Origin of the sequence: Allobacillus salarius, assembly GCF_007559425.1 — a bacterium.
GTDB lineage: Bacteria > Bacillota > Bacilli > Bacillales > Alkalibacillaceae > Allobacillus > Allobacillus salarius.
Genome location: NZ_VMHE01000004.1, coordinates 118188 through 130070 on the forward strand (window position 1 = coordinate 118188; position 11883 = coordinate 130070).

Sequence of the window (11883 nt, forward strand, 5' to 3'; positions counted from 1 at the left end):
TATGTCTCGAGTCCCCCCTCCTCCTTCTATTTTTCCAAATCATCTTCTGTTATAATTAAATGGAAGTCGTAATTTTTGTAGGTGGTGTCGATTTGGAACACGCTAAAACATATTACAGTCAAACCATTCAAAAAAATAATAAAGAAATTATCATTGAAGGGCCTGTCGATTCAGAACAGCTTAAAAATTATTACTTTGATGATGGGTTGAAAGCATTCAGGCCGCCCAAAAAACAGTATGATGCAATTCTTTCAATTGCCGATTTTGAAGAAGGTCGAATTATTATCGCTCGTGATGAGGATAAAATTATTGGCTATGCAACTTTTTTACACCCAGATCCAATGGAGCGTTGGGCAACATACAAAATGGATAATTTACTAGAATTAGGGGCTATTGAAGTCTCTCACGAATACCGTGGGATGAAGGTTGGCTCCACCATCTTAGAACTATCCATGAGAGATGATTATATGGAAAATTATATTACAATTACGACGGAGTATCATTGGCATTGGGATATGAAAACAACAGGACTAAGTATTTGGGAATATCGCAAAGTAATGGAAAAAATGATGGCCCATGGTGGCTTAAAACCGATGTCTACAGATGACCCAGAGATTGTTTCTCACCCTGCGAATTGCTTACTCGTCCGTATCGGAAAAAATGTAGATGCGGAATCCATTAAGTTGTTTGACTCCATGCGTTTCATGGGTCGTGAAGATTTCTTTTTATAATAAAGGGGCGTGATTGAGAATGATAGTCGAAGAAGTTATGAGTAGAGATGTGATTACACTCTCCCCTCAAGACAAAATTGAAAGCGCTTTAAAATTGTTAAATGAGCACCATATTCGACACATCCCCATTACAGATGAGGAAGATCAAGTTGTCGGCATTGTTTCTGACCGAGATATACGTGATGCAGCACCTTCCATATTAGCAGCTGAACAAAACTTGGATATATTAGAAAGTCCACTTCAATCGATTATGTCAAGTCCGGTGATTACTGCACACCCACTCGATTTCATCGAAGATATTGCTTCGCTTTTTTATGATTATGAAATTGCCTGTGTACCAGTCACGCATGCCAATAAGCTTATTGGTGTTGTTACCGAAAAGGATATTCTTTACACATTAATCCAAGTAACAGGTATTCGCGAGCAAAGCTCCCAAATTGAAATTCGTGTGCCTAATAAAATAGGAACATTACCGAAAATCGCTCAAATTATTAGTGATCGGAATACGAATATTTCTTCTGTCTTCCTCTATCCATCAAAAGAAGATCAAAGTGAAAGAGTAATTGTATTACGAGTTCAAACGATGAATCCAATGCCCATCATCGATGAATTAAAAAAACAAGGCTATCATGTGATTTGGCCTAATTTACCGGGGATGAGCGAATGAATGCACATAAATCAGCTTTCGTTTTTTCCGAAGCATTTCTAAGTTATAAATTTAGGGACGACCACCCATTTAACCAAAAACGTGTGGTCCTTACGTATGATTTACTCAAAGCTAGTGGGGCATTAGACGATGAACAAATCATACCACCTCGAATGGCGACGGATGAAGAGATTAAACTGATTCACAAATCAAACTATATTGAGGCTGTACAAAAAGCAAGTGTTGGTTTGTTGTCATCAGAACAAGGTATGCAATATGGAATCGGTACACAAGACACACCTATGTTTGAAAACATGCATGAAGCTTCAGCTCAGTTAGTTGGCGGGACATTGACAGCTGTGGATGCTGTCATGAACGGAGACTATACACATGCAGTGAATATTGGCGGTGGTCTCCATCATGGGTTTAAAGGCAAAGCATCTGGATTTTGTATCTACAATGATGCAGCAATTGCCATCCAATATCTACGTGAGCATTATAACTTAAAAGTTCTCTATGTCGATACGGATGCCCATCATGGTGATGGTGTTCAATGGGCTTTTTACGATGACCCAAATGTTTGCACATTTTCAATCCATGAAACGGGAAGATATTTATTTCCAGGCACAGGAAATGTTAATGAGCGCGGACATAATGAAGGTTTCGGTTATTCTTTCAACTTACCGATCGATGCTTTCACAGAAGACGATTCGTTTTTGGAAGTATACTCAAAATCTCTCGAAGAAGTTACAGAGTACTTTCGTCCGGACATCATTATTAGTCAAAACGGAGCGGATGCTCACGCATATGATCCATTAACTCATTTGTGCTGTTCAATGAAAATCTTCGAAGAAATCCCTAAACTTGTTCACCGATTAGCGCATAAGTATTGTAATGGCAAATGGGTTGCTCTCGGTGGCGGTGGCTACGATATATGGCGTGTAGTCCCTCGATCTTGGGCGCAGTTATGGAATATTGCTAATTTAGATGGGCAAACGTTACAAGGTCCATTACCTAAAGAGTGGCTTGAAAAATGGCAACCGAAAAGCCCAGTACAATTACCAACCCATTGGCAGGATCTTTCACGTGTTTATAAAGAGATTCCTCGTAAAAAAGAAATTACTGAAAAGAATCAACTGACTTTAGGTAAAGCGCTTGAGATTATTAGAAACGAACAAAAATACATTTTATGAAAATAGTTAGCAACGAAAAATTTTCGTTTATTATAACGTAAATTTTCCGATTTTTCCTATACTTCGTAATTTCAAAACAAAACCAGTGAATGACGTTAAGTCAATCACTGGTTTTCTGCTCTTAAAATAGTAATTTCTACACGACGGTTTAAACGCATATTCTCTGAGCTATTATTATCAACATAAGGTTTCGTATCCGCATAGCCTGAGGCTTGGAACCGTGCTGGATTTAATCCCTGGTTCTCTACAAAGAAGCGAACAACACTACTCGCCCTTGCCCCACTCAGTTCCCAGTTGGAAGGAAACCGGTACGTATTAATCGGTCGACTATCTGTATGACCTTCAATTTTTACGTTATTCGGGATACTTGATAGCAAGACTCCCACCTTTTCTAAAAATGGAAAGCCTTCCTCAATCAATTCCGCTTCTCCAGATTCAAATAACACACGTTCCTGTAAAACAAGAACGACACCTTGATCGGTTCGGCTAGCCGTAATTACACCGTTTAATTCTTCTTCATCCAAGAATTGTTCCACTTCTTCATGTAATTCATTTAAAGACTCTTCGTCAGTTGAGTCCATCTTTTCTTCGTCTTCCATCGCTTCATCTTGCTCGTCTGGAATCATTGCTTCGAAATCGGATTCAGCCGGATCTAATTGATTTTCTTGGTTTTCCGTTGGATGATCCATTTCGATGGCTGACGGCATAAAATCAAATATTACCCGTTCTTGATAAGAATCAGCGACGGCTTTGAATTTCACCGCATCGATTTGAGACATTGAAAATAATAAGATGAAAAAAACGAGAACTAGCGTAATCATATCCGAATATGTAACCATCCACATTGGTGCTTCGCGTTTTGGCAGTTTTTGTCGCTTACGTTTCATTAACCGTCTCTCCGATCAATTCTTCTTCCTCTTCTGTTTCATTGAGTTTGAGCTCTTCAGTTGAGAGGAATGCACTCAATTTCTCTTCCAAGATTTTTGGATTTTGACCAGATTGAACACCAATAACGCCTTCAACAATAATTTGCTTCATAAATACTTCTTGTTCCGTACGAGAATATAACTTTCCTGCAATCGGGATAAAAACAAGATTTGCCAAAACCATTCCATAAAAAGTCGTCAGGAGAGCAATCGCCATACTCGGACCGATTGTCTCTGGAGATTCTAAGTTATTGAGCATTAATACGAGCCCAATCAATGTACCGATCATTCCCCAGGCAGGTGCGTATTCTCCTGCTTTCTCTACGACATTTCGTCCTTTGTGGTGTCTTTCTTCCATAGCCGCGATTTCTGCATTCATAATTTCGTTGATGACTTCAGGTTCAATTCCATCAATCGCCAAGTAAACTCCTTTTTTAATAAACGGATCGTCTACTTCATCCATCTCACTTTCTAATGCAAGTAAACCTTCTCTTCTTGCCTTCTCAGAAAGTTGGATAAACAATTGAATCAATTCTCGCAGATTATAATTTTGACTATGAAAAGCTTCTTTCATAACTTTTCGAAACATCTTTAATTCTTGTACAGAAAAGTTAATCAATAGCGCACCAATTAAACCACCGACAACGACAACAATAGATGAAATTTGGATAAACGTTGAAATGCCTCCAAATCCACTATTAAAATAGATGCCTATTAGTATCATTGTTGCACCTAAACCAATACCTATAGGTGTCAATATATCTTTTCGTTTCATAACTCTCACCCTACTTGATTCCGATTTATCTATCTCTTTTTCTTATATCGGCACCAATTTTATTTTGTTGAGTCTCTTTCGATGATTCGGTGAGGTAAAGTGACTTGCTTTTCTTCTACTTGTTCTCCCTGCAGTAGCTTCGTTAGTAAACGCATGGAAACAGCGCCGATATCATACATCGGTTGCATTACGGTTGTTAATGTCGGACGCACCATTGTCGCAAGTCTTGTGTTATCAAACCCTACTACCGCAATATCTTCTGGAACTTTTAATCCTTCATCCTGTAATCCGTGAATGACACCTAATGCCAATTCATCTGAAGAGACGAGAATCGTTTCTGGTTTTTCTTCCAATCCAAGAAAATAATGACTTGCTTGAATACCTGAGTCATAAGTGTCGTCGCTATTAAAAATAAGCTTTTCCAATTCTGCATCGCTTTTCCCTGACTTCTTCATTGCATCGACGAAAGATTGTTTTCTAATTTCATTTGAGCGGTTATTCAATGGACTTGTGACAAATCCGATATCACCTTTACTTTTTTCTTCGATAAACTGAATAGCATCCTGAATCGCCTGGTAATAATCGATATTAACCGATGCAAGCTCCTCAGATTCTGCGATTGTCGCTGCCAATATAACCGGAATATTTGCTTTTTTAAACGCTTCAATATGTTCGTCTGTAATCGTCGTACCCATGAAAATAATTCCATCTACTTGTTTTTCCAACATATTGTAAAAGAGATCGATTTCTTTTGTTTTTTGTTGGTCTGAACTACTCAAAATAATGTGGTATTTATACATTGTTGCGATATCTTCTATACCACGTGCCAAATCAGCGATGAACAGATTAGCGACATCTGGAATAATGACACCAACAGAAGTTGTTTTTCTGCTTGCCAATCCACGTGCAACTGCGTTCGGTCGGAAACCTAATTCTTCAATGGCATCCAACACTTTTTGCCGGGTGATTGGCTTTACATTTGTATTTCCATTAATGACCCGCGAAACGGTCGCCATCGATACGTTAGCTTTTTTTGCTACATCATAAATGGTAACGCTCATCTTAAAAACCTCATTTCATAACGATTCATTTTAATGTAAGAATACTTTACTCATTCAAACGATTCAATAGATAACTTGTGAAAGTTTCTTGAGGGTTGCAGACGATAATCTGTGTACAACCAACCTTGCATATCTATTCAATTCAGTACGAAGCTTTATTTTTGTAACTCACCCATAAATTTATGAAACGCTTCTATGTCCATCTGTTGCTGTGCATCTGATAATGCTGTTGCTGGATCTGGATGTACTTCTGCCATTACTCCATCCGCTCCAATCGCCATAGCAGCTTTGGCAGCAGGCAGCAATAAGTCTCTTCTGCCTGTTGAATGTGTTACGTCTACGAATACCGGCAAATGGGTCTCTTGCTTTAATATAGGTACTGCAGTAATATCTAATGTGTTCCGTGTTGCCGTTTCATACGTTCGGATTCCACGTTCACATAAGACGATTTGATCATTTCCTTGCGATATAATATATTCTGCAGCATTCATAAATTCATTGATTGTCGCTGCCAACCCTCTTTTGAGAAAGATCGGTTTGTCCGATCGGCCCGCTTCTTTCAACAATTCAAAGTTTTGCATATTACGTGCGCCGATTTGAATGACATCCAAATATTCCACAGCCTCTTCGATATGATTCGGATTGACGATTTCACTGACGACTTTCAAACCATATCGATCTCCGACTTTCTTCAGGATTTTTAACCCTTCGAATCCTAATCCTTGGAAATCATATGGTGATGTACGGGGTTTAAAAGCACCTCCACGTAAAATTGGAATGCCGTGTTCTTTTATGGCTTTTGCAACGAGATCTACTTGCTCCTCAGATTCAACAGAGCAAGGGCCCATGATGTACTGGCGTTCTCCTCCACCAATATTTACATTGCCGACTTTGACAATTGTATCTTGAGGTTTTTGTTCCCTTGAGACGAGCAACGTTTTACGATGGTCATCTTCTTGCAATTCCTTAGCTGCTTTAAAGATTTCTTTAAACAGGTGTTCAATCGTCGAGCTTTGGAAAGGCCCTTCGTGATGATCGACAATATGATCGAGCATCTCTCGCTCACGTACTGGATCAAAGACTTTAATTCCTTGTTCTTTTTTTATTTCACCAATCTTTTTAACGAGCTCACCGCGTCGATTAATCCATTTTAAAACTTCTATATTTACTTCATCTAATTGTTTTCTTAGTTCTTCTAGATTTAGTTCCTGCATCGGTCACTGCCTCCAAATGTTGTTGTAGAAAAACGGTTTTATGATACATTTAATTTAGTTAAGTATACAATTATATCGAAATTCGGCGCAATCGACTAGCATTAAGGTCACCTGTTTACAACCTCATCAAGTCGAAATATTCCTAAAGTAATGTCTCATATCCGAAAACTCAACTTCCTTTTGAAAAGTGATGAAGTCTGCTAAAATATAATTAAGAACAATTATGGGGGTTGTTTCATGGCGACACCGAGCATGGAAGACTATATCGAAACAATTTATCTACTGAAAGAACAAAAAGGCTATGCCAGAGTTTCAGACATTGCTGAACACTTAGACGTCCTCCCCTCTTCTGTCACAAAAATGGTAAAAAAGCTAGATGAAAGAGAATATGTCGTCTATGAAAAATACAGAGGCTTGGTCTTGACGGATAAAGGTAGAAAATTTGGCGAGAAGTTATTATACCGTCATAAACTATTAGAAGATTTTTTACATATTATTGGCGCGGAAGAAGATTCCATTTATGAAGAAGTTGAAGGGATTGAACATCATCTCAAATGGGATACAATCATTCGGATTGGGGATTTAGTCGAATATTTTGAAGCCGATCCCCAACGATTAAACGATCTACAAGAGATTAAGAAGAAAAACGAGGACCGTTAAAATAAACCTGCTCTACTTCCATCCTTATGATGTAGTAGGCAGGTTTGTTTTATTGATAGCAGTATTAAATTATTTCACAACATCTTTCAACGTATCGTATTTAATATGCCAATGAGAGTTATGATATTGAACTGCACCGTCTTTCACAAAGAAAAACTGTGGGGATTCATGCTTAATTTCATAGTGCTCTGCAACTTGATTAGATAATTCACGGTTTTCCTGCACATGAATCATATAAGCAGGTATTGTACTATCGTTCGTAAATTTCTCAAATTCTTCTTTTGCATCTGCACTGACTGGACAAGTCAGACTATGTTTAAATAACAAAAATGAGTCCTTTCCTAGCACTTCGTTTAATTCTGCTTCTGATGTTAAAACCTTGTAAGACATCTCGTATATTCCTCCTCATAATCTCTTTTCCTAATCCATTCTACCAAACAGATCGATGAAAATCTCCATTCATGCTTGTGATGGATGGAACGGCGTTTTTGAACGCTTAGCGAGTTGTATTGAATGTTACAGCACACATTTAGCTTACTAAAAAAGCCACCCCTGAAAAGGAGTGGCATACCATTCATTAATTTTGTGAGTTTTTGAAGTTCATATCTGCTTCTTGACGTTCCATTTCATCAGCAGCTTCTTCAATCGCTTCAGCGACATCTTCAGCAATTTCTTGTCCTTGCTCTTTATTCTCACTGCGTAAATATTCAACACGCTCTTGGATGTCATCTTTTTTCTGCTTGATCTTTTCGCCTAAATTTTTGCTAGACTCTTGCGCGCGTTCGTATAATTCGTTTCCTTTATCGTAAGCAGTGTTCTTCCACTCAGAAGCACGTTCGCGAACTTGGCCAGCTCCAGTGTTAATGTCTTCTCTTAAGTCTTTACCAGCTTTCGGAGCGTATAGAAGTGCAACAGATGCACCGATGATTCCTCCAAGTAATGTTCCGATTACAAAATCTTTCCCATTCATTCCACCGTTGTTTTGATTTTCATTTGACATATACAATTCCTCCTCTTTTTTTATCTACTTATTTCTTTCCTTTGTAGCTCTTCCAAAGGTGAATGGCAGCTTCTCCCCATTTCATTGCTTGGGAAGCTTGAGGCGCCTGCTCACCAGCTTGTTGTTGTACTTCTTTAGATAGTTGTTGCAAAGAATGATTAAATTCATTCACTGTTTGCCCAATTCCCTTAATGCCATCGAACAAAACAGTCGTCTTCGCTGTTTTTTCTGAAATATCATCTGCTAAATAATTCGTTTTCTGTAATAACAATGTTGTCTCTTCACTAATTCCTTGCATTTGTTTCTCAACACTTTCTAACGTTGTAGAAACATTGTCCAATGTTTTGGATACGGACATTAATGTTTTTGCCAAGAAAATAACCAAAACAAGAAACGCTACTGCTGCGATTAATGCTGCAATATGTAGTAAGTTCACTACAAACACACCTTCCATTTTTATTCTATACTAACTATACCCATTAGTATAGTGAATCAAACACATTCGGAACAAAGTTTTCTCTTTATATGCTAAAATAAAACTATTCAAACTTCAACAAATACGAGGAGGATTACATATGAAAGATCCACGAATCAACCGCTTAGCAGAATTACTAATTCAATATTCCGTTAAACTACAACCGGGCGAAAAATTGCTCATTGAAAATACCGGAATCCAACAAGAGCTTGTTTCAGCAATTATTGATGAAGCGTATCAAGCTGGTGGACAACCGTTCGTCAATTTAAAAGATCCTAAAATACACCGTTCTCTTCTCAAAGGAGCCACAAAAGAGCAACTGGAAGCTTGGGAAAAATATGAGTCGACAGTAATGGAAGAAATGGATGCCTATATTGCGATCCGTTCAGGGGATAATATTAATGAACTTTCTGACGTACCATCCGACAAAAACAAATTATACGGCGAGACTGTCGGTAATGTGCATCGAAACATCCGGGTGCCGAAAACAAAATGGTGTGTGTTACGTTATCCAAATGAATCGATGGCGCAGCTTGCTGAAATGAGTACAGAAGCATTTGAAGACTTCTATTTCAATGTATGTACACTCGACTATAGTAAAATGAGTAAAGCGATGGATACGTTAGTGGAAAAAATGAACAACACGGACAAAGTACACATTACTGGCCCAGGAACGGATTTAACGTTCTCAATCAAAGACATTCCTAAAATTAAATGTGCAGGTGAAATGAATCTTCCTGATGGTGAAGTTTATACAGCACCTGTCAAAGACTCGGTGAATGGTACATTGACTTACAACACCCCTTCACCTTATCAAGGGTTTACATTCCAAAATGTATCTTTAACTTTTAAAGATGGCAAAATCATTGAAGCGACTGCCAATGATTCCGAGCGAATCAATGAAATTTTTAATACAGATGAAGGCGCCCGCTATATCGGTGAATTTGCTATAGGCATCAATCCGTTTATCCAACATCCAATGGCAGATATTTTATTTGATGAAAAAATAGATGGTAGCTTCCACTTCACTCCAGGACAAGCATACGATGATGCTTATAATGGTAATGATTCTGCTATCCACTGGGATATGGTTCATATTCAGCGTGAAGACTATGGCGGTGGAGAAATGTATTTTGATGGCGAGCTCGTCAGAAAAAATGGCCGCTTCGTCATTCCAGAATTAGAAGTTTTAAATCCTGAAAACCTGAAGTAATCTACTACACATAAAAAGCTGTTGCCTTCTGACTCAGTCAGCGGACAACAGCTTTTATTACGTTAGTTGTTTATATTTTTCTTCATACTTTTGAATGTCACCTGCACCCATAAACAAAATTACACTGTTCGGATGCTCTTTCAGTATTTCAATATCTTCCTCCGAAACAATTTTAGCGCCTTCAATTCGATCTTGAAGATCTTCAATTTGTAGCGATCCATCTGCTTCTCGTGCTGAACCGAAAATATCACAGAGATAAACGTGATCAGCTAGCGATAAAGACTCTGCAAATTCTTCTAAAAATTGCTTCGTGCGCGTAAATGTATGTGGTTGGAAAACAGCAACTACTTCTTTATCACGATACTTTTTTCGTGCGGAATCAATCGTCGCTTTAATTTCTGTTGGATGGTGGGCATAGTCATCAATCAAAATTTGATCAAAGTTCCACGGTGTTTCCGTAAATCTTCTTTTGACGCCACCAAAGTCCTTCATCACTTTGATTTCTTCAGCATTGAAATTCTCATAGTGACAAAGCGCAATGACACTAAGCGCATTTAATACAGCATGTGTACCATATTGCGGTACAACGAATGTGTCATAATACGTATTTCTTACATACACTTCAAATGACGTACCTTCATCTGTCTCATGAATATTTTTTGCTTGAAAGTCGTTCTCTTCCGAAAGTCCATAATAGACAACGGGTACATTTGCATAAATTTGTTTAAGAAGATCATCGTCTCCACATGCGATGATTCCTTGTTTAACGTTCAATGCCATGGCTTGAAAGGCATCGAAAACATCGTCAATATCTTTAAAATAATCCGGATGATCAAAATCAATATTTGTCATAATTAAATAATCTGGTTTATATGCCAAGAAATGACGACGATACTCACATGCTTCGAAAACAAAGTTCTGACTGTTTTCTAGGCCATAACCTGTTCCATCACCGATTAAATAAGATGTAGGCACATTCTTGCCTAGCGTATGTGCAAGTAGTCCGGTAGTAGATGTTTTTCCATGAACACCTGTGACACCAATACTTGTATAATTTGAAAGCCATTCACCTAAAAATTCATGGTAACGATAAAATGGTAGCTTCAATTCTTTCGCTTTCGCAATTTCTTCATGATTATCATCAAACGCATTACCTGCAATAATAATTTGATCTTTTTGAATATTATCTTCAGAGAAAGGTAAAATGGAAATGTTTCTTTCTTCCAAAGCTTTTTGTGTAAAAATTTCTTGATCAATATCTGATCCTTGCACTTGTTTACCTGAGTCATGGAGGATTTGTGCGAGGGCACTCATACCTGTACCTTTAATCCCTATAAAATGGTATACCGACATTCAATCGAACCTCCGTTAAGCTTCTGTTGTCATTATATGCTAATAGCTCTTTTTTTGCTTTTCTCATTATATCAGAAAATATAACTTTATCCACTAATTATCATTAAGACTAAAACGTTTAATCTAATTTATGAAGGGAAAAAAATATAATATAGACAGAAAGAACCATGTAAATATACCCTTAAAATTGTTCTTTTAAAGGAGGATTGACGTGGTACACGGAAAAGTACTTGCCATTAAAGGCCTCATGACATTCGGAATTCTGTTACTCATTTTAGGCCTTATGTTCAGCATGTCACTCACAAATGTCCTGATCACAACAATCGCTCTCGCCGTTATTTCGTATTTAGTTGGTGACCTATACATCTTACCAAAAACGAATAATGTAATTGCTTCATTGAGCGATATAGGAATAGCATTTCTTGTCATTTGGCTACTCAGTATGGGAATCAGCAGTCTAGGAATAGGAACCTTAGCTGGTGGAGCGATCATCGCCTCTGTTGTACTGGCAGTTGGAGAGTTCTTCTTCCATGATTATTTACTCAGAAACTATATCGGTTTTGATCGTAAATACACGTATTCACCAAATCATTAAGGGAGAGAAAACATTCTTTCCTATTGTTTGGCGATGAAATA

Annotated in this window: 14 protein-coding genes; 6 read left to right on the top strand and 8 right to left on the bottom strand. The window is 37.9% G+C overall.

Annotated elements, in window-relative coordinates; translation table 11 throughout:
• Window positions 1-92 precede the first annotated feature (92 nt).
• The 3 genes from FPQ13_RS04435 to FPQ13_RS04445 are packed head-to-tail and all read left to right on the top strand — an operon-like array spanning window position 93 to window position 2570.
• Entirely contained in the window at window positions 93-731 is a 639-nt protein-coding gene (locus tag FPQ13_RS04435) for a GNAT family N-acetyltransferase (RefSeq protein ID WP_144088118.1), read from the top strand.
• A 19-nt stretch (window positions 732-750) separates the two neighbouring features.
• Window positions 751-1398 carry an acetoin utilization AcuB family protein gene (locus tag FPQ13_RS04440; protein ID WP_144088119.1) on the top strand — a complete coding sequence of 216 codons (648 nt, stop codon included), beginning with the start codon at window positions 751-753 and terminating at the stop codon, window positions 1396-1398.
• Window positions 1395-2570, top strand: coding sequence for an acetoin utilization protein AcuC (locus FPQ13_RS04445; RefSeq protein ID WP_144088120.1), 1176 nt, complete (start codon window positions 1395-1397; stop codon window positions 2568-2570). The genes FPQ13_RS04440 and FPQ13_RS04445 overlap by 4 nt, the downstream gene beginning before the upstream one ends.
• Before the next feature lie 104 nt (window positions 2571-2674).
• Here FPQ13_RS04445 and motS read toward each other — a convergent pair whose 3' ends face one another.
• The 4 genes from motS to FPQ13_RS04465 all read right to left on the bottom strand — a co-directional run bounded on the left by motS (window position 2675) and on the right by FPQ13_RS04465 (window position 6546).
• Window positions 2675-3457: a flagellar motor protein MotS gene (gene motS, locus FPQ13_RS04450; RefSeq protein ID WP_144088121.1), complete on the bottom strand. Its 783-nt coding sequence runs from the start codon at window positions 3455-3457 to the stop codon at window positions 2675-2677.
• A complete protein-coding gene (gene motP, locus FPQ13_RS04455; protein WP_144088122.1) occupies window positions 3447-4271 on the bottom strand; it encodes a flagellar motor protein MotP in 825 nt (274 codons plus the stop codon). Before motP ends, motS begins: the two co-directional genes overlap by 11 nt.
• 59 nt (window positions 4272-4330) lie before the next feature.
• On the bottom strand, window positions 4331-5332 hold the full coding sequence (gene ccpA, locus FPQ13_RS04460) for a catabolite control protein A (protein ID WP_144088123.1): 1002 nt from the start codon (window positions 5330-5332) through the stop codon (window positions 4331-4333).
• A 155-nt stretch (window positions 5333-5487) separates the two neighbouring features.
• Window positions 5488-6546, bottom strand: a complete 1059-nt coding sequence (locus FPQ13_RS04465; RefSeq protein WP_144088124.1) for a bifunctional 3-deoxy-7-phosphoheptulonate synthase/chorismate mutase — start codon at window positions 6544-6546, stop codon at window positions 5488-5490.
• 237 nt (window positions 6547-6783) lie between these two features.
• Between FPQ13_RS04465 and mntR the strand changes: the two genes are divergently transcribed.
• Window positions 6784-7206 carry a transcriptional regulator MntR gene (gene mntR / locus FPQ13_RS04470; protein ID WP_144088125.1) on the top strand — a complete coding sequence of 141 codons (423 nt, stop codon included), beginning with the start codon at window positions 6784-6786 and terminating at the stop codon, window positions 7204-7206.
• Window positions 7207-7275: 69 nt separating this feature from the next.
• On the opposite strand, the gene ytxJ is transcribed toward mntR, so the two are convergent.
• The 3 genes from ytxJ to FPQ13_RS04485 all read right to left on the bottom strand — a co-directional run bounded on the left by ytxJ (window position 7276) and on the right by FPQ13_RS04485 (window position 8642).
• Complete coding sequence (ytxJ, locus tag FPQ13_RS04475) at window positions 7276-7596, bottom strand: bacillithiol system redox-active protein YtxJ (protein ID WP_144088126.1); 321 nt, start codon at window positions 7594-7596, stop codon at window positions 7276-7278.
• A 187-nt stretch (window positions 7597-7783) separates the two neighbouring features.
• Complete coding sequence (locus FPQ13_RS04480; protein WP_144088127.1) at window positions 7784-8206, bottom strand: YtxH domain-containing protein; 423 nt, start codon at window positions 8204-8206, stop codon at window positions 7784-7786.
• Between the two features lie 28 nt (window positions 8207-8234).
• Window positions 8235-8642 carry a DUF948 domain-containing protein gene (locus FPQ13_RS04485; RefSeq protein WP_246065344.1) on the bottom strand — a complete coding sequence of 136 codons (408 nt, stop codon included), beginning with the start codon at window positions 8640-8642 and terminating at the stop codon, window positions 8235-8237.
• A gap of 139 nt (window positions 8643-8781) precedes the next feature.
• Between FPQ13_RS04485 and FPQ13_RS04490 the strand changes: the two genes are divergently transcribed.
• On the top strand, window positions 8782-9894 hold the full coding sequence (locus FPQ13_RS04490; RefSeq protein WP_144088129.1) for an aminopeptidase: 1113 nt from the start codon (window positions 8782-8784) through the stop codon (window positions 9892-9894).
• Between the two features lie 57 nt (window positions 9895-9951).
• Here FPQ13_RS04490 and murC read toward each other — a convergent pair whose 3' ends face one another.
• Window positions 9952-11247 carry a UDP-N-acetylmuramate--L-alanine ligase gene (murC, locus tag FPQ13_RS04495; RefSeq protein WP_144088130.1) on the bottom strand — a complete coding sequence of 432 codons (1296 nt, stop codon included), beginning with the start codon at window positions 11245-11247 and terminating at the stop codon, window positions 9952-9954.
• Between the two features lie 211 nt (window positions 11248-11458).
• Here murC and FPQ13_RS04500 point away from each other — a divergent pair, with 211 nt between their 5' ends.
• Complete coding sequence (locus FPQ13_RS04500) at window positions 11459-11842, top strand: DUF2512 family protein (RefSeq protein ID WP_144088131.1); 384 nt, start codon at window positions 11459-11461, stop codon at window positions 11840-11842.
• Window positions 11843-11883 lie beyond the last annotated feature (41 nt).